Source organism: Pseudomonas sp. 2(2015) (genome assembly GCF_000955865.1).
GTDB lineage: Bacteria > Pseudomonadota > Gammaproteobacteria > Pseudomonadales > Pseudomonadaceae > Aquipseudomonas.
Window position 1 is genome coordinate 105082 of sequence record NZ_JYOF01000015.1, and the last position, 18740, is coordinate 123821.

Genomic DNA, 18740 nt, shown 5'->3' on the forward strand with positions numbered 1-18740 from the left:
GTGGTAGACCGTGCGTATTTCTACTTCCCAGTTTTACGAAACCAGCTCCGCGAACTATCAGCGCAACTTTTCCAACGTGGTCAAGACCGGCCAGCAGGCCAGCGACAACATTCGTGTGCGTACCGCTGCCGATGATCCGGTAGGGGCTGCCCGCCTGCTGCAACTGCAACAGCAGAGCAACCTGATCGACCAGTACGATGGCAACATCACCAACGTGCGCAACAGCCTGGGCACCTCCGAGTCGACCCTCAACGGCATTACCAACATCCTGGCGCGGGTCAAGGAACTGGCCATCAGCGCCGGCAGCGGTGGCTACACCGACGCCGACCGCAAGGCCGATGCCCAGGAACTGACCCAGCTCGAAGAGCAGCTCTACAGCCTGATGAACAGCCGTGACGAGAACGGCAAATACCTGTTCTCCGGCTCCCGTGGCGACACCCCGCCCTACGTGCGTAATGCCGATGGTACCTACACCTACCAGGGCGACCAGAGCACCCTGAGCCTGCAGGTCGGTGACATGCTCACCATGGCTACCAACGAGAGTGGCTACAGTGTGTTCGAACAGGCGCTGAACACCAGCCGCAGCCAGACCACGCTGACCTCGCCGGCCGTGGATGACGGCCGTGTCAGTCTGTCCAATGGCCAGGTCTCCGGCAGCACCCAGTACAACGATCGTTTCCGTGGTGGCGAGCCGTACACCATCACCTTCACCAGCAGCACGCAGTTCAAGATCACTGACGCAGCCAACAACGACGTGACCCTGGAAGCCACCGGTGAAGGCGCCTTCGACCCGAAAAAGCCGGCCAACATCACCTTCCGTGGTGTCGAGATGCGCCTGGACATCAACCTGACGGATGCCGACAAGGCCAACCCGGACGCGGTCATCGCCGGTCACAGCTTCTCGCTAAGCTCCAAACCCGACGAAGTCAGTGGCTCGCGCAGCGCCGGCAATACCTCGTCATCGCAGATCACCGGAGCCAAGATTACCGACCAGACGGCGTACCACAATGCCTTTCCTGGCGGTGGCGCGATCATCAAGTTCACCAGTGCCTCGGCCTATGAAGTGTATGCCCAGCCAATGGGGCCGGATGCGCGCCCGGTGGCCACTGGCAACCTGACCGGTACCCCGGCGACCAAGGCCAATATTGCCGGTGTCGACTTCGACTTCTCGGCAGTGCCGGCTAGCGGCGACCAGTTCTCGGTCAAGGTCGATACCCATCAGACCCAGAATATCCTCGACACCATCTCGGAGTTTCGCAAGGCGCTTGAATTGCCGGTCGACAACAACCTGGCGGCGCGGCAGAAATACCAGGGGGCGTTGCAGTCGGCCATCGGTAACCTGGAAAGCGGCGCCAACAAGGTTGCCGAGGCGATCAGCTCGATCGGTGCCCGGGGTGCCGCCCTGGACGTCCAGGCCGATACCAACGAAAGCCTGAAGATGGCCAATACCAAGACCCAGAGTTCGATCCGCGACGCCGATCCGGCCGATGTGCTGATCCGCCTGAACCTGCAGCAGACAATGCTGCAGGCGTCGCAATTGGCGTTCACCAAGATCTCCTCGCTGAGCCTGTTCAACCGGCTCTGATACATCTTTGCGCAACATCACCGGGTGATGCCCCCTGCCGGCATCACCCGGAACCCTCTCCAGGCCTACCACTATGATCGAACAACCCCTCGTCAGCATCGCCATTCCTGCCTTCAACCCCGAGTTCTTCAGTCGCGCGCTGCTCAGTGCCATCTCCCAGAGCTACACCAACCTCGAGGTCATCGTTTGCGACGACAGTCAGGGGGACGAGATCAAGGCCATTTTCGATGAGAGGGTTGCGCAGGCAAGCTGCGAACTGCGCTATTCGCGCAACCCCGCGACCCTGGGCTTTGCCGGTAACCTGCTGCAATGCCTGGAGCACTCCCGGGGCGAGTTCATCAAGTTTCTTTGTGACGACGACTGGTTGATCGAAAACTGCATCGAGCAACAGGCGCGGATCATGGCCGATTGCCCCGAGGTCAACATGGTGGTCAACCACCGGCTGATCTGCGCGGCGGACGAGACGCTGTTGCCGCCGCGGCCGGCCAACTGCGTGATTGCCCCTTGCAGCGCGATCCTCAACGGCGGTGACATGCTCGATGCGGTCACCAGCAAGGTTCCCAACCTGTTTGGCGGCATCAGTCACATGCTCATGCGCCGGGCTGCGGTAGAGCAGTACCTACCGCAGTTGGTGCAGCAGGGCGCAGGGTTCGTTGCGCGCCTGGACATGGCGCTGTACATGTGCCTGTTGCGCCGTGGGCACCTGGCCTACCTGTCTAACATGCTCAGTATCGAGCGGGTCCATGCCGGGCGTCTGAGCCATCAGGCCGGCATCACCCTTGCACACAAGACCGAGAGCGAATGGTTGCAGCAGATGCTCGCTGCCAACACCGGCGAAGCGCCGCCGGCCACCGGCTGGATTCGCTACGTGGCGCTTGAGGATTTTCGCCCAGGCGAGACGCTGGAGTGGGACGAATATGAACTGACCCGGTTGTACGCCGGGCAGATGGGCCACTATCAGCAGCAAGTCGGTACCCACAGCCTGAGCTTTGCCGAGCTCTATGCCGAGTGGCTTGAGTGCCGCACTTTGTCGCCCGCGCAGATCAGCCTGCTGCCCAAACGGATCGAGCAATGGCCACGACAACCGCGCATCGTTGCTGTGGTGTTCGATCCACAGGGCGAGGCGATGCCGTTGAAGTCGACACTCGACAGCCTGGCCGCCCAGTCTTATGCGCCGCATCAGGTCTGGGTGCTTGGCACTCAAGAGCCGCCTGCGAGTGATGCGGGTGTCGAGTACAGCGCTTTGCGTGGCAATGGTTTTGAACAGCTCAATGCGCGGATCGCCAGGGCCGAATCGGCAGACTGGGTGTTGCTGCTACGCGCCGGTGATCGCCTGCATCCTCATGCCCTGGTGATCATGGCCGAGCGCCTGGCCTTGCACACGGACCGGTTGTGCCTGTACACCGATGAGGGCAGTGACGATAACCTGCAGGTTGGCCAGCCGATCTTCAAACCCGACTTCAACCTCGATCTGATGCGCAGCTTCCCCTACGTCGGACGAATGCTGGCCTTCGAGCGGACCCGGCTGTTGGAGCTGGGCGGCTTCACGGCTGATTATGACGTCCTGGCGCCGCAAGATCTGCTCTGGCGGATGGTTGAAAGCCATGGTTTGCAGGTGGTCGAGCACGTCGCCGAACTGCTGGTGCAAAGTCAGTACAGCTATTCCAGCTGGCAGTCCGAGCCGGCCTGCCTGGCCCAGGCACCACGCGTATTGCAGGCGCACCTGCAGCGCCTGGGTATCGAGGCCGAGCTGGTATCGGCCGAAAACAGCATGTTGACCCGAGTGCTGTACCAGCACGCTGATACGCCCGCGGTGTCGATCATCATCGTGGCCGGGCAAGACCTGCAGGCGCTTCGGCGCTGTGTCGAATCGATTTTCGAACACACCGCCTACCGCAACTATGAAGTACTGATCGCCACCAAGGGTGACGAGCCTCAGGATCTGCAGTCCTGGCTTGCTGCGATGCGGCAACTGGGCAGCGATCAGTTGCACATTGTCCAGTCCGAGGACAGCGCCGGGCAGCAACTGATCAACCAGGCCGCCGAGCAGGCGCGAGGCAGCTATCTGTTGCTGGTCGACCCTGGCTGCCTGATGTTCGATGGCCAGTGGCTGAGCGAATTGATGCGCCAGGGCCAGCGTCCGGAAGTCGGCATTGTCGGTCCGAAGATGTGTAGCAGCGCCGGCATGGTGGTCAATGCCGGGCTGCTGCTGGGTGTGCATGGCCTGGCGGGAAGCCCGTTCTACGGTCAGCCGGTCGATGCCGGTGGTTACATGAACCGCTTGCTTGCGGTACAGAACCTCAGCGCTGTCAGCGCCCATTGCCTGCTGGTGCGGCGCGACCTGTTCGATGCGCTGGGTGGTCTGGATGTCCAGGCATTCAGCGTTGAGTTGCTCGACGCCGATTTCTGCCTGCGTGCGCGTGAGCAGGGTTACCTGGTGGTCTGGACACCGTTTTCGATGGTGGCGCGCCTGCCAGTCGAGCAGGTTGTCGACACCAAGGCGATAGAACGGGACCAACGCGCCTTCTACCAGCGCTGGCTGCCCCTGGTGGCCAACGATCCGGCCTACAACCGCAACCTTAGCCTGAAGCTGTCCAGCTACAACCTGGAACCGGGCTTGCGTAGTGGTTGGGACCCGTTCATCAGCCGGCCATTGCCCTATGTGCTGGCGTTGCCGGTCAACACCACGGCGGTTGGGCATTACCGGGTGGTGCAGCCATTTACCGAGCTGGAGCGGGCCGGCTGGATCCAGGGTCAGCTGGATTACGCCACGCCCAACACTATCGAAATGGAGCGTTGCAAGCCGGACTCGATCATCCTGCAGTGCCGTTACATGGCCAGTACCATTCGGGATATCGAGCGGGTCAAAACCTTTTCCAGTGCGCGGCGAATCTACGAGATCGACGACTACATCATCGACGTGCCGAAAAAGAATGCGCACAGCCGCAACATGCCGCAGAACATGCGCGAACTGGTGAGCCGCGGCATTTCCCTGTGCGACCGTGTGGTGGTGTCGACCCAGCCGCTGGCTGATGCGCTGTCGAGCATGCACCATGATATCCGGGTGGTGCCGAACATGCTGGCGATGCACATGTGGAGCGACCTCAAGAGTCATCGACAAACCACCCTCAAGCCGCGTGTCGGCTGGGCTGGGGGCACCAGCCATCAAGGTGACCTGGAGCTGCTGGCCGAGGTGGTCCGCGAGCTTGCCGACGAGGTCGACTGGGTGTTCTTTGGTATGTGCCCGGAGGTGCTCAGGCCCTACGTCAAGGAGTACCACACCGGCATTGCCATGTCGCTCTATCCGCAGAAGCTGGCGAGCCTGAACCTGGATCTGGCGCTGGCACCGCTGGAAACCAACCTGTTTAACGACTGCAAGAGCAACCTGCGCTTGCTCGAGTATGGCGCCTGCGGCTTCCCCGTGGTGTGTTCCGATACCAAGGCTTATCAGGGCTACCTGCCTTGTACGCGGGTGGCCGGCAACTCGACGCAGGCCTGGCTGGAAGCGATCCGCATGCATCTGGACGATCCCCAGGCCAGTTATCGCCTGGGCGATGCCCTGCGCGAAGTGGTGCTGCGCGACTTCATGCTGACACCCGACAAGCTTCAGCACTGGGCTAACGCCTGGTTGGCCGATTAACGACAGTGGCCGGCCTTGATGCTGGCCATGACAGATAACATGAGAACTAGGTGCACTATGGGCGAACAAGCAATCGGTTGTGCAGCGCTGCTGGATGACGTCACCGTCGTCTTGCTGGGTCAGGACGAGCCTGGCTATTCAGGGCGCGCCGCTCACTATTATCAGGCGCGCTTTGCACACCTGCAGACACTCGCAGCGCCGGCGTCGCAAACGTCGGTCGGTGACTGGTCCGAGCAGGTGCTGCAGACCCTGGAGCAGGTCGATACCGCGTTTGCGGTGCTGACCCTGGAGTGTGATTTCCTCCTGACCGATGGCATCGCTGCGGCGGTGCAAGCCTTGCAAGGCGACGCCGATTACGTAATGGCTCAAGGTTACTCGCTGGGTTACCAGCCTGGTAATGGCGACGTGGACTACTACAAGATCGGCTCTGCGCCCAAGGCTCAGTTGCATGCCAGCAACGCCCTGGGGCGTATTGCCGTGCATGCCGAGTACGGTTTGCAGGCGTGGCGGGCAGTGATCAGGACCGAGGTGTTGAAAACCGCGGTGCGCAGCGTGCCGGCGAACCTGTCGTTCGATAGCTGGTGTGTGGCGGTTTCCTATGGGCTGCTGGCCCAGGGCGCATCGCGGCTGCTGGCGCACACCAGTGCGATGGTCGAATACCGTCCCTGGAGTCTTTCCGAGCAGGCTCGCGAAGAGTTGCTGAGCCAGGCTGTGCGCCAGCTCCAGCACTGGGATGGCGAGCAGGCAACGGTATTTGCCAGTGCCAGGGGCTTCGAAGTCCTCAATGCCTTCGTGCGCAATACCCACTCGCGCTGTGAGGCGCCATTGCTGTTCACTTCGCGCTGGGACAGCCTGTCGTCCGAACCACAAGTGACGTTCGAGCCAACCCAGTTTGTCGATATGCCGTACTACAACGGCAGCGTGTTCGGTCAGTTGCGCTCGAGCGAGTTCATGGTCCATGCCTGGCCCGCCGGACAGCTTCACAGCCGGGCGCTGGAAGGTACCTGGGTACGGCAGCAAGCATTGCTTGCCGAGCATCCCAACGATACCGCCGAGAGCCTCATGGCCCGCTACTGGCAGGCCTTTGCACTGGGTGTGTTCAACCCGCAGGTTTGCCAGCGCCTGCTGGCAGGCCTGGGCGAGCAGGACCAGGGGCTGCGCCGCGACCTTGGCACCTGGCTGGAGCAGCTCCAATTGCTGCCGGCTACCGCTGTGCAGACGCAGCTGGCGAGCACGCCTTCGGGCAAGGTGCTGGCGGCAATCGCTGCGGCCACCCCGGACAGCGCCGCCCGCGAGCGCATTTTTGCCCACCTGGGGAAAACCCCGGCGCCGCAGACAGCCTTTGTGGTGATCGATCTTGCGGACGATAACGCAGGTTTGCAGGATACCTTCGACAGCCTGGTCGCCAGCGGTTTGCGCAACTTCAAGATTGTCGTGCTCAAGGCCGGCGAACTGCCGGCCATCACCACGGCCCGGGATGCCCTGCACTTTATCAAGGTTACGCCGGTCAACATGGTTGCGCACCTGAACCAGGTGGTACGCCAGCTTTCCAGCGAATGGCTGCTGATGTTGCAGGCGGGCGATGTACTGGCTACCGGCGGCTTGTTGCGTTTGCAGGTCGAGCTGCCTGGCGCCCAGGCGTGCCATGCGATCTGTGCCAACGAAGTTCAGCGCGACAGCGACGGGCGCCTGCTCAGCGTCGTACGTCCTGGTTGCGACCTGGACCTGCTGCGCAGTCGTCCTGACCTGATGGCCCGGCATTGGCTGGTGCGTCGCCAGGCCGTTGTCGACCTGGGCGGTTACAGCGAAGACTGTGCGCAAGCGCTGGAATTCGATCTGCTCCTGCGTCTGGTCGAAGCCAGCGGTATCAGCGGCATGGCCCACCTGGACGAGTACCTGGTGATCGGCCAGCAAGCGCCGGAGTCGATGGCTGGTCAAGCCCTGACCACCCTCAAGCGTCATTTGAACGTGCTGGGTTACCGTGGCCAGGTCAACGAAAGTACCGACGGTACCTTCCAGGTTGACTTCCGTCATCCGCAGACCCCGCAAGTGAGCATTGTGCTGGTTGCCGATTCCGATCTCGAGCAGCTCAAAGTAAGCCTGGCAAGCGTGGTCCAGCGTACTCGCTATGCCCGTTACGAGGTGATCGTCACCTGCGAGGCGGCCAATGCCGAGGCGGTAGCCGCAGGCCTTGCCACGGTGCAGGGGCTGGGATCGCGGGTGCGCTTGTTTGCCTGTGAGTCGTCGGTGCGGGCACAGATGGTCAACCAGGCTGCGGCCCAGGCCCAGGGGCAGTACCTGGTGCTGATGTCGAGCCGCAGCGAGGTGGTGTCGCCGGCCTGGATCGAATCCCTGCTCAACCAGGCTCAGCGCCCTGAGGTGGGTGTTGTCGGTTGCCAGATGTTCGATCGCGATGGCGTCATCAGTCATGCCGGTTACGAGCTGCTCGGCAGTGGCCTGGTACGCAATGCCCGGCAGGGTGCTTCGCGTGTGCGAGTGACATTGCCCGGGCTGGAAGCGGTAAGAGGTTGCCAGGCGGTGTCGGCCGACTGCCTGATGGTGGGCAAGGCGTTGTTCGAGCAGTGTGCCGGGCTGGATGAACAGCTTGCGGGTGGTACCGATGTCGACCTGTGCCTGAAGGCTGCACAAGCCGGTTTGCTGGCGATCTGCGTACCCCAGGCGCAAGTGCTTAACGTCGCAGTGCCATTGCCTGCGCGGGAACAGTGCCAAGCGCTGGTCCAGCGCTGGCCGGCAGCCTTCAGCACCCGTGTTGTAGTCGATGTCGAGCATGGCGTTGACGTTTCGCGTGTAGTAGTGGCCGGTGGCAACGGCGTGCTGGAGTGGTTGCCTTAACAGGTCTCTGGCGCGAAATATGCAAAGCCGGGCGCAATGCCCGGCTTTTTCATGCCTGCGATTCGCTAAGCCCCCGTGTCTACAGCCTTGTGCTCCTGCACTGGCAGGGGGGCGATGGCAGATTATTGACAGTTCGCCTCGCAGGCCACCGCCGTTGCCTGGGCAACCTGTCCTTGGCTGTCGGGTTTCCAACCAATTCTGGAGTTTGAAGATGTCGAATACCCTGGGCGTTGATGGGTATAGGCTTGAGCAGGCGATGGCTCGCTTGCAGCTGATCTATACCAAGCCGGCGCATCCCTACTATATTGCGGCGCCGGATTACCGGGAGACGTCTTCAGGAGTCTGCACGCTTCATTACCTGTGCCACGCGTTGAACCTGAGCGGCCGCGAGGCCTATATTTGCGGCGGCAAGGTGGTCAACCCCGAGCTGAAAACGCCACTGCTCGACCAGGCGACCGCCGATCGCCATATCGCCAGCGGCAAGGTGCCCATTACGGTCTATCCGGAAGTCACCAGCGGCAACCCGCTCAGCGGCAAAGTAGTCGCACGCTACCTGTTGAACGTCGAGGGCTTCCTGACGGGCAGGGCGATGGAGGAAGAGCCGGACGATCTGCTGTTCTATTACGATGCGCGGATCGCCGCCAAGAAGGGGGTCAGTGTCGCCGACCTGTTGTGCTTCCCGATTATCGATATCTCGCTGTTCAATGCACCTGATCCTAGCGTGCCTCGCCAGGGGCATTACCTGTATCAGAACCGGCATCCTCTGGATCAGGTGGACTATGCCTCGCTGCCGGCAGGCATTCGCCTGCTCAGTGTTGCCAACCCGCTGTCGCTGGTTGAACTGGCCAAGGTCCTGCGCAGTGCCGAAGTGCTGTACAGCTATGAATGGTCGATGACCTGTGCCATTGCTGTGCTATGCGGTTGCCCGGTGATCTTCATGGCCGGGCACAGCGTCGATCAGGTGTTTCTCGACGGTATCTTCTTCGGCAGGCAAGGTTTTGCCTTGTCGGATGAAACCGATGCGCTGGAGGTTGCCCGTGCCGGGGTGCAGGGGGCCTTGCAGCGTTACGTCGCGGTCACCGAGCCGTTCTGGCAGCAGCTGGATGTCTTCATTGAAAAAACCCAGGCGGCAGCGCAACAGCAGGCACTGGCGGACAAGCAAGGCATGCTGGCCTGGCTCGAGCAGCGCTGCCCCGAAGAACCGCAACGCGCGGCATTGATGCAGCGCCTGGCCAGCGGCCGCGCGCCGATGCTGGGCGTGCTGGTGCTGGGTAGTGACGACGCTGATCAGGCGTTGATGCGTACCCTTGAGAGCCTTGCTCCCGATCAGTGCCTTTATCGCCACCTGCAGGTGGTGACCCTCGGGGCTGCGTCGCCAGCGTCAGACGTGCCGGGCTTATCGGTGCACCACCGGCCGTGCCAGGCAGCGCAGCGTAGCGAGGTCATCAACCGGGTCGTGGCCGACAGCGGCTGCGACTGGTTCATGGTGGTCGAGGCGGGGGTCGAGTTCACCCCTGGCGGTTTGTTGCTGGTGGCCCTGGAGCTTGTCAATGCAGCCGATGCCTGTGTTGCCGCCTACGCTGACGAAGCCATGCGCATGGGCAACGGCTCGTTGGGTATTTCGCTTCGGCCAGACCTGAACCTTGATCTGCTTTTGAGCCTGCCGGCCAGTGTCTCGCCGCACTGGCTGTTGCGAAGTAGCGAGTTCCTGGCGCAAGGCGGCTTCGATACCGGCTGTGGCCAGGCGTTCGAGCTGGAGTACCAGCTGCGCCTGGTCGAGCAGCGCGGCTTGAGTGGTATCGAGCATATCAGTGAGCCGCTGTTGGTCAGCGAAGCGTTGCGCTTCGCTGACTGTGCCAGCGAGCGGGAGGTGGTAGGGCGTCATCTCAAGGCCCGGGGCTATGCTCAGGCGCACGTCGATTCGCACCTGCCTGGCCACTATCGACTGGACTATGGGCATGCCGATCAGCCCATGGTGAGCATTGTGATTTTGCTCGATGGTGCCCTCGAACAGTTCCAGCGCTGCATTGAGGCGCTGTTGCAGCACACCGACTACCCCTGCTACGAGGTCCTGTTGCTCGATCCGGGAAGTGACGAACCGCAAGTGCGCCAATGGTTGCAGGGGATCGAGCAAATCGGTGGCGATCAGTTGCGGGTGCTGTCTTTTGCCCAGGGCCAGTGCCCGGCACTGTTGCGCAATGACGCAGGGCGGCTGGCGCGCGGTGAGTACCTGCTGTGGCTGGATGCGACAGCGGCGCCGATTGCCAAGGGCTGGTTGCAGCAGTTGCTCAATCACGCCCAGCGTCCGGAGGTCGCAGCCGTGGGCGCCAAGCTGCTGTCGATGAACGGCAGGATTCACCACGCTGGGCTGGTTTTGGGCTTGCGCGGGCCGGTGGGGCGGGTATTTGCCGGCTACGCTCACAGCGACTCCGGCTACATGCAGCGGCTCACGGTCGATCAGAATTACTCGGCGCTCAGCGGTGAATGCCTGATGGTACGCCGCGACCTGTTTGTCGAGGCCGGCGGGTTTGACGAGGCGCCTGCACTGGCGCGCTGGATGGACGTCGATCTGTGCTTGCGCCTGCGCCAGGCCGGTTACCTCAACGTCTGGACGCCTCATGCACAACTGTTGATCGACAGGCCGGCAATGGCCGATGCCAGTGTGGAAGAAGAGGACGCCCTGTATGCGCGCTGGTTGCCGGTGCTGGCCCATGATCCGGCCTACAACCGCCATCTGTCGCTGGCCCATGCCGGTGGCTTCAAGGTCGCCAGCCTGCAGTCGACCTGGCAGCCGCCACAGGGGCAGCGAGAGATGCCGGTGCTGGTGGTCCATCCGCTTGATCAGGGTGAACTGGGCTATTCGCGGGTAGTGCGTCCATTCAATGGCTTGAAGGCTGCCGGTTACATCGATGGCCGGGTGTCGCCGGGGTTGACGCCCCTGGTCGAGCTGGAGCGCCTGGCAGCGGATGTAGTGGTGTTCCAGGGTGGGCTGGATGCACCGCGCCTTGAAGTCATGCGGCGGATTCAGGCGTTCTCGCGTGCCTTTACGGTTCTGGAGCTGAGCGACTACCTGCCAGATCTGCCGGTGGGCAGTGCCCGCCGTGAGGGCCTGGGCGAGGATGTGTTCCACAGCCTGCAGCAAGCCCTGGGGTGCGTCGACCGCCTGGTGGTGCCGACGGCGGCGCTGGCACAGGCGTTTGCCGGCCTGCATGGCGATATCCGGGTGGTCGAGACGCGCTTGTCGATCGACGCCTGGCGCCATATAAGGGGGCAGCGCCGAACGGCTGGCCGGCCTCGCCTGGGGTGGGTCGGCAGCAGCGAGCAGGCAAGTGACCTGGAGGTTATCGCGCCCGTTATCAAGGCCTTGACTGCGGATGTCGAGTGGGTTTTCTTCGGCTTCTGCCCCAATAGCCTGCGGCCCTATGTACACGAGTACCACGAGGGTGTCGAAGTTCAGCAGTACCCACAAAAGCTGGCAGGCTTGAACCTGGACCTCGCTCTGGTGCCGCTGCAGCAGACCCTGTTCAATGTTTGCAGAGGTAACCAGCGTCAACTGGAGTTCGGCGCATGCGCCGTGCCGGTGATCTGTAGCGACATCGGCCAGGAGCAGGACGACTTGCCCGTGTCCCGTGTGCACAACAGCTACGAGCACTGGATCGAGGCTATTGGCCTGCACCTGGCCAATCTTGATGCTGCCCAGCGCCGCGGTGATGAGCTCAGGGATGCCGTTCATCGGTGCTGGATGCTCGACGAGGATCATCTGCAGCGTTGGCGCAGCGCCTGGTTGCCCGCCTGATCCCCAGCTGACCCCGCGTCCACCGCGTTGCCCGAGTCGATCGGCAGCCCGGTGGATGGCGTGCTCGTCCCGTGTCGCCAGCCTCCCGGGGTGCCTTTCGCAGCGTCGACACCCGCCAAACTAGCAATCTTTGATAGTCACAAAGTGCCAATGGCTGACATTTGTGATGGGTAATCTTTGTGCAACAGTGACTTGGCAGTCGAAACGGGCATCTTTAATCTATTGAGTCGTCGGGCGGTACTGGCGGGCGGGGTGCGCGCAGGCTCGCAAACCCTTGGTTACCAGGTTCCAGTGCCCGTGAAAATCCGCATATCTATCGGGAAGCCACAATGATTGGCATCAAAAGCATTGCGAGTTACGTACCTGTCGAGGGTGTGGACAACTACGCCCAGGGTGCGAAATTCGCCAAGGACCAGGAATTCATTCTCGGCAAGATCGGTTCGACCTTCCTGCCGCGCAAAGATGCAGGCCAGGAAACCTCCGACCTGTGTGTGGAGGCGGTAAAGGCCCTGTTCGCTGCCAATCCGAGCCTGGTGCCTGAGTCCATCGACGCCCTGATCGTTGTCACCCAGAACGGCGACGAAGAAGGCTTGCCGCACACTGCTGCCATCGTCCAGGACAAACTGGGCCTGCCGACCCACGTGGCGGCCTTCGATATATCCCTGGGCTGCTCGGGCTATGTCTACGGCTTGTATGCCATGAAAGGCTTCATGGAGGCGGCGGGACTGAAAAACGGCCTGCTGATCACCGCTGACCCGTATTCGAAGATCGTCGACCCGGAAGATCGCAACACCACCATGCTGTTCGGTGATGCTGCGACCGTCACCTGGATGGGCGAGGGCGCCCAGTGGCAGCTGGGCAAGGCCAAGTTCGGTACTGACGGCGGCGGCGCTGCGCACCTGAAGGTCAGTGACGGGGTGTTCTTCATGAACGGCCGCCAGGTGTTCAACTTTGCCTTGCTCAAGGTGCCGGCGCACCTGCATGAGCTGTTGGGCGAAAGCCAGTTGGCACCGGCTGACATCGACCTGTTCTGCATTCACCAGGGCAGTGCGGCGATTGTCGACGCCGTCGCCCGGCGCTTCGAGGACGACCCGGACAAGTTCGTCAAGGACATGGTCGAAACCGGTAATACCGTGTCGTCGAGCATCCCGTTGTTGCTTGAGAAGCACGTTCTGGGTTCGCGCCACCAGCGCGTGGCCCTGAGCGGTTTCGGTGTGGGCCTGTCGTGGGGCTCGGCGATCATCGAGCGCAAGGACTGATTTCAGCCTCTGCTTGTCAATAAAGCGCTGCCGGTTGCACCGGTGGCGCTTTTTTTTATCTGCGCAATTAGTCGGGGAGTGTTTTTCTGGCGTCAAACCCTTGATTTCATTGGGGTGGCAGGGTGCCATTAAAAAATTTGCAAAAACCCCTAAAGCAACCGCGCCAGACGACGATAACTATTACGAAGGTTCTCTAGGCCACACCCGGCGGATGCCAGGGCCGGAAGCCGCAGTATCCCAAACACGAGGAATTCGTCATGGCATTAACCGTTAACACCAACACTACCTCCCTGGGCGTTCAGAAGAACCTGAACCGCGCTTCCGACGCTCTGAGCACCTCGATGAGCCGTCTGTCCTCCGGCCTGAAAATCAACAGCGCCAAAGACGACGCCGCCGGCCTGCAGATCTCTACCCGTATGACCTCGCAGATCCGCGGTCAGACCATGGCAATCAAAAACGCCAACGACGGTATCTCGATCGCCCAGACCGCTGAAGGCGCGATGCAAGAGCAGGTCAACATCCTGCAGCGTATGCGTGAACTGGCTCTGCAATCGCGAAACGACTCGAACGATTCGACTAACCGTACCTCGCTGGACAACGAGTTCAAGCAGATGTCTGCGGAACTGACTCGTATCGCCCAGTCCACCCAGCTGAACGGCAAAAACCTGCTGGACGGTTCGGCTAGCACCATGACCTTCCAGGTTGGTTCCAACACTGGCGGCGAAAACCAGATCAGCATCGACCTGAGCGCCAAGTTCCTGGCCAGCGACCTGGGTATCACCAGCGCCATCACCATCGCCGGTAGCGACAGCACCACTGCCCAGACCAACTTCTCGGCTGCCATGGGCGCGATCGACTCCGCTCTGGCGAAGATCGGTACCGCTCGTGCTGACCTGGGTGCGGTGCAGAACCGTATGACCAGCACCATCAACAACCTGCAAAACATCAACGAGAACGCTGAAGCTGCTCGTGGTCGCGTACAAGATACCGACTTCGCCGCTGAAACTGCTCAGATGACCAAGCAGCAAACTCTGCAACAAGCTTCGACTTCGGTTCTGGCCCAGGCCAACCAACTGCCGTCGGCTGTACTGAAGCTGCTGGGCTAATCACTCGGTAGTTGTCGGCGGGGGAGTGCATCTATGGCACTCCTCCGCCTTTTGCATTGAGAGGTGGTGACATGGATATGAGCGTCAAGCTGAACCTGTCTTACCCGACGGTAAAGCCGGTCGAGCCGACCACCGAACGCCCTGCGACCAAGCCCGTAGCGGCAGTTGAAGCCATCACGCCAGTCAAGGAGGCTACCGACAAGGGGCTGTCCGAAGCTGAGAAGGTCAAGAGCGCGGTCAAGGACATCGAGAAGTTCCTTGCGTCATCGCGTCGCAACCTTGAATTTTCCACGGATGAAGAATCCGGCCGAATTATAGTTAAAGTCATCGCCAGCGAGACCGGAGAGCTGATCCGCCAACTTCCTTCGGAAGAGGCGTTGAAGATCGCTCACAGTCTGAGCGATGTAAACAGCCTGCTGTTCAACGCCAAGGCCTGATGCTGGCGGCTGAGCGGCAAGTTCGCTAGTCTGGCAAGGCTAGGGCGGCGCGCAACCATGAGGGAGTAGCAATGGCGAGTACAATTTTACCGAGTGTCGGTCTGGGTTCCGGCGTAGACATCAACAAGATCGTTGATGTGCTTGTCAAGGCGGACACCGGTCCCAAGGCGAACCAGATCAAACGCCAGACCGCCAACAACACGGCCATGCTTTCCGGGGTAGCGTCGCTCAAGAGTGCGCTTTCTGTTTACCAGGAAGCGATGAAAAAGCTCAACGATCCGAAGGCGCCAGCCTTCAGTGCCTACACCGCGACCTCCAGCAGTGACACCACGGTCAAGGCCACGTCGAACAACAAGGCGGTGCCCGGTACCTACACCGTTCTGGTCGACAAGCTGGCGACCGCGTCCAAGGTGGCCAGCCAGAACTTTGCCGGCGGGGCCAGCACTTCGATCCCTGAAGGCGACCTGACCATTACCCAGGATGGCGTGGTCCACACTGTGAAGGTGGGGGCAGGTGCGACCTTGCAATCGGTTCGCGACTCGATCAACTCGTCGCTGGCCGAGCAGGGCATCACTGCCAACATCGTCAATGGCAAGGACGGCTCGCGCCTGGTCTTCAGCTCAACCAAGACCGGTAAAGGTAGCGATATTTCGGTCGACGGTATCGATGAGCTGAAGATCAACGGTACTACCAAAATGAACGGTGATGGTGCCGGCTACATCGACGGCCTCGCCCAGGACGCCGAGCTGAGCATCGACGGCCTGAAGGTTACCAGCAAGTCCAATACCGTCGACGGCGCAATCAGTGGCATGAGCCTGGAGCTGCTGCAGGTTACTGCCACTGACAAGCCTATCAAGGTAACGGTCGGTGAAAACACTGCCGGCCTGAAGGCCTCGGTGCAGAACTTTGTCGATGCCTACAACACCCTGGTCAAGGCGGCCAACAGCCTGACGGCGGTGTCCAAGGACGCTGATGGCAAGACTGTGCTCGGGCCGCTGACCAACGATCCGACCACGCGCTCGATGCTGTCGGACTTGCGCAAGCAACTGGCGACCGAGTCGGGCAGTGGTCGTCTGACCACCCTCAGCCAGCTGGGCATCAACACGGCAAAGGACGGTACCCTGGAGTTCAACTCCACCAAGTACGATGCCGCGATGAAGGACAAGAAGCTCGGCCCGGACGTGCAGGAGCTGTTCACCGGCACTGAAGGCGTGTTCGCGCACATGACCAAGGCGGTCGAGCCGTACCTGCAGACAGGTGGCATCCTCGACACCCGCAAGGCTGGCCTGGACAAGCTGCAAAAGGACCTCGACAACCAGCAGCTGGCCCTGGACCGGCGCATCACTTCGCTGACCGAATCCCTGACCAAGCGCTACGTGGCCATGGATACCCTGGTGGGCAAGCTCGAAGCCCAGCGCAAGAACATCGCCTCGATGTTCGCCTCGATCGAGGCGCAGCAGAAAAACTCCTGATTCGGCGTTGTGCCAGAAGCCCGGCAGTACCCCTAGGGGGACTCCGGGCTTTTTGCCGTACGCGCTAAAGTTTTTTGACGCGCAGGCGATACAAGCGGTATATGAAACCTTTTTTGCGGTGACGAGGTAGAACATGAATCCGATGTTGGCCCTTCGGCAGTACCAGAAAGTCAACGGCGTGGCCCAGACCTCCGTGGCCAGCCCGCATCGTCTGGTGCAGATGCTGATGCAGGGCGGTCTTGATCGCATTGCCCAGGCCAAGGGTGCCATGGCGCGTAACGACGTGGCCCAGCGCGGCATCCTGATCGGCAAGGCCATCGGTATTGTCGGCGGTTTGCGTGAAGGCCTGGACCTGGAAAACCACGCCGATTCGCTGACCGATCTGGATAACCTGTATTCGTACATGAGCAAGCGCCTGGTCGAGGCGAATGTGCAGAACGATCCGGAAATCCTCAACGAAGTGGCGCGCCTGCTGATTACCGTCAAGGAAGGCTGGGACGCGATCGGCGATCAACTCGCCGACGCCTAGGAGATTGCAATGAGTGTCGTGCTCGAACGTATCGAACAAACCCGCGAGGCATTGCTGGGTGCCCTGGCCAGTCGTGACTGGGAGGCGATCAGCGAGCTCGACGTCAGTTGCCGTCTGTGCGTGGACGATGTGCTGGCCGAAGCGTCGGTGGATGAGCTGACGCTGCGCAGCAAGCTCGAGGAGTTGCTGGGCGTCTACAAGGAATTAATTGAAGTTGCAAGTGGGGAGCGTCAATCAATAGTCGATGAGATGACGCAGATCCGACAAGCCAAAAACGCGGCAAAGGTATACCATTTGTTCAGCTGAAACTGGGCAAAACAAAAAGCAGTGCGCCATAAATTTGACTATGTACGGTTTTTTGACTTAACTAGTGGCTGTTTTCTAATTTCAGACGTCCGAACACTGACCGTTCAGTCGGAATGATGTCGAGCTTGCCCTTACAAGGGCGCCGAGATGACTAGGGAAGTTGTTATTGCATGTGGCGTGAAACCAAAATTCTCCTGATCGATGACGATAGCGCTCGCCGCCGTGATCTGGCGGTGGTGTTGAATTTTCTTGGCGAAGAAAATCTGCCCTGCTCGAGCCATGACTGGCAGCAGGTTGTCGAGTCGTTGTCATCCAGTCGTGAAGTGCTCTGTGTCCTGATCGGGACCGTGAATGCTCCGGCAAGTCTGATGGGCTTGCTTAAGACAGTGGCTGGATGGGATGAGTTCCTTCCGGTTCTGCTTCTGGGCGAAATTTCTTCTGCCGAGCTGCCGGACGACCTGCGCCGTCGCGTACTCTCCAACCTCGAAATGCCGCCGAGCTACAGCAAATTGCTCGATTCGCTGCACCGTGCCCAGGTCTATCGCGAGATGTACGACCAGGCCCGCGAGCGCGGCCGCCAGCGCGAACCCAATCTGTTCCGCAGCCTGGTCGGCACCAGTCGGGCGATCCAGCACGTGCGCCAGATGATGCAGCAAGTGGCCGATACCGACGCCAGCGTGCTGATCCTCGGTGAGTCGGGCACCGGCAAGGAGGTGGTTGCGCGTAACCTGCACTACCACTCCAAGCGCCGCGAAGCGCCGTTCGTGCCGGTCAACTGCGGGGCGATTCCGGCCGAGCTGCTGGAAAGCGAACTGTTCGGCCACGAGAAGGGTGCCTTTACCGGGGCGATTACCAGCCGTGCCGGGCGTTTCGAGCTGGCCAACGGCGGCACCCTGTTCCTCGACGAGATCGGCGACATGCCGTTGCCGATGCAGGTCAAGCTGCTGCGCGTGCTGCAGGAACGCACCTTCGAGCGCGTGGGTAGCAACAAGACCCAGAGCATCGATGTACGCATCATCGCCGCGACCCACAAGAACCTCGAAAGCATGATCGAGGTGGGGACCTTTCGCGAAGACCTGTACTACCGCCTCAACGTCTTCCCCATCGAGATGGCCCCGCTGCGCGAGCGCGTCGAGGACATCCCGCTGCTGATGAACGAGCTGATCTCGCGCATGGAGCACGAGAAGCGCGGTTCGATCCGCTTCAACTCGGCCGCGATCATGTCGCTGTGCCGGCACGGCTGGCCGGGCAACGTCCGCGAGCTGGCCAACCTGGTCGAGCGCATGGCGATCATGCACCCGTACGGGGTGATCGGCGTGTCGGAGCTGCCGAAGAAATTCCGCTACGTCGACGACGAAGACGAGCAACTGGTCGACAGCCTGCGCTCGGACCTCGAAGAGCGCGTGGCCATCAACGGCCATACGCCGAACTTCGCCAGCCATGCGATGCTGCCGCCTGAAGGCCTGGACCTCAAGGACTACCTCGGTGGCCTGGAGCAGGGCCTGATCCAGCAGGCGCTGGATGATGCCAACGGTATCGTCGCCCGCGCTGCCGAGCGCCTGCGCATTCGTCGCACCACCCTGGTGGAGAAGATGCGCAAGTACGGCATGAGCCGCCGCGAAGGGGATGAGCAGGCGGAGGATTGACGCCTGGGTGGCCATGGTGAGTCGCGCAATGCGCTCATCATGGCTAATAACCCTATCTTTCAAGGGGCTGTAACGCCCGTCCCATCGGCCTTTGCTGCCACCTCGCTGGTT

The 18740-nt window shown here is 61.2% G+C and carries 11 protein-coding genes; all 11 read left to right on the top strand.

Annotated elements, in window-relative coordinates:
- Window positions 1-10: 10 nt before the first annotated feature.
- Complete coding sequence (locus UB48_RS20085) at window positions 11-1585, top strand: flagellar hook-associated protein 3 (protein WP_045200258.1); 1575 nt, start codon at window positions 11-13, stop codon at window positions 1583-1585.
- A gap of 73 nt (window positions 1586-1658) precedes the next feature.
- Window positions 1659-5225 carry a glycosyltransferase gene (locus UB48_RS20090; protein WP_045200260.1) on the top strand — a complete coding sequence of 1189 codons (3567 nt, stop codon included), beginning with the start codon at window positions 1659-1661 and terminating at the stop codon, window positions 5223-5225.
- A gap of 57 nt (window positions 5226-5282) precedes the next feature.
- Window positions 5283-8078, top strand: a complete 2796-nt coding sequence (locus UB48_RS20095; protein WP_082075483.1) for a glycosyltransferase — start codon at window positions 5283-5285, stop codon at window positions 8076-8078.
- A 211-nt stretch (window positions 8079-8289) separates the two neighbouring features.
- Window positions 8290-11874 carry a glycosyltransferase gene (locus UB48_RS20100; protein WP_045200262.1) on the top strand — a complete coding sequence of 1195 codons (3585 nt, stop codon included), beginning with the start codon at window positions 8290-8292 and terminating at the stop codon, window positions 11872-11874.
- Between the two features lie 329 nt (window positions 11875-12203).
- Window positions 12204-13133, top strand: coding sequence for a ketoacyl-ACP synthase III (locus UB48_RS20105; protein ID WP_045200264.1), 930 nt, complete (start codon window positions 12204-12206; stop codon window positions 13131-13133).
- A gap of 257 nt (window positions 13134-13390) precedes the next feature.
- Window positions 13391-14239, top strand: a complete 849-nt coding sequence (locus UB48_RS20110; RefSeq protein WP_045200267.1) for a flagellin domain-containing protein — start codon at window positions 13391-13393, stop codon at window positions 14237-14239.
- Between the two features lie 71 nt (window positions 14240-14310).
- Window positions 14311-14676 (top strand): flagellar protein FlaG, encoded by a 366-nt coding sequence (locus tag UB48_RS20115; protein ID WP_045200269.1) that lies wholly within the window; start codon window positions 14311-14313, stop codon window positions 14674-14676.
- Window positions 14677-14747: 71 nt separating this feature from the next.
- On the top strand, window positions 14748-16148 hold the full coding sequence (gene fliD / locus UB48_RS20120) for a flagellar filament capping protein FliD (RefSeq protein ID WP_045200273.1): 1401 nt from the start codon (window positions 14748-14750) through the stop codon (window positions 16146-16148).
- Window positions 16149-16281: 133 nt separating this feature from the next.
- Window positions 16282-16677, top strand: coding sequence for a flagellar export chaperone FliS (gene fliS / locus UB48_RS20125; protein WP_045200275.1), 396 nt, complete (start codon window positions 16282-16284; stop codon window positions 16675-16677).
- A gap of 9 nt (window positions 16678-16686) precedes the next feature.
- Window positions 16687-16983: a flagellar protein FliT gene (locus UB48_RS20130; protein ID WP_045200277.1), complete on the top strand. Its 297-nt coding sequence runs from the start codon at window positions 16687-16689 to the stop codon at window positions 16981-16983.
- Between the two features lie 170 nt (window positions 16984-17153).
- Window positions 17154-18629, top strand: coding sequence for a transcriptional regulator FleQ (gene fleQ / locus UB48_RS20135; RefSeq protein ID WP_038996385.1), 1476 nt, complete (start codon window positions 17154-17156; stop codon window positions 18627-18629).
- Window positions 18630-18740: the final 111 nt, after the last annotated feature.

Excerpts from the sequence above, each read along its gene's own strand:
- UB48_RS20090 (WP_045200260.1), top strand. The coding sequence starts at position 1,659 with ATGATCGAACAACCCCTCGTCAGCATCGCCATTCCTGCCTTCAACCCC.
- UB48_RS20095 (WP_082075483.1), top strand. The coding sequence starts at position 5,283 with ATGGGCGAACAAGCAATCGGTTGTGCAGCGCTGCTGGATGACGTCACC.
- UB48_RS20100 (WP_045200262.1), top strand. The coding sequence starts at position 8,290 with ATGTCGAATACCCTGGGCGTTGATGGGTATAGGCTTGAGCAGGCGATG.
- UB48_RS20105 (WP_045200264.1), top strand. The coding sequence starts at position 12,204 with ATGATTGGCATCAAAAGCATTGCGAGTTACGTACCTGTCGAGGGTGTG.
- UB48_RS20110 (WP_045200267.1), top strand. The coding sequence starts at position 13,391 with ATGGCATTAACCGTTAACACCAACACTACCTCCCTGGGCGTTCAGAAG.
- UB48_RS20115 (WP_045200269.1), top strand. The coding sequence starts at position 14,311 with ATGGATATGAGCGTCAAGCTGAACCTGTCTTACCCGACGGTAAAGCCG.
- fliD (WP_045200273.1), top strand. The coding sequence starts at position 14,748 with ATGGCGAGTACAATTTTACCGAGTGTCGGTCTGGGTTCCGGCGTAGAC.
- fliS (WP_045200275.1), top strand. The coding sequence starts at position 16,282 with ATGAATCCGATGTTGGCCCTTCGGCAGTACCAGAAAGTCAACGGCGTG.
- UB48_RS20130 (WP_045200277.1), top strand. The coding sequence starts at position 16,687 with ATGAGTGTCGTGCTCGAACGTATCGAACAAACCCGCGAGGCATTGCTG.
- fleQ (WP_038996385.1), top strand. The coding sequence starts at position 17,154 with ATGTGGCGTGAAACCAAAATTCTCCTGATCGATGACGATAGCGCTCGC.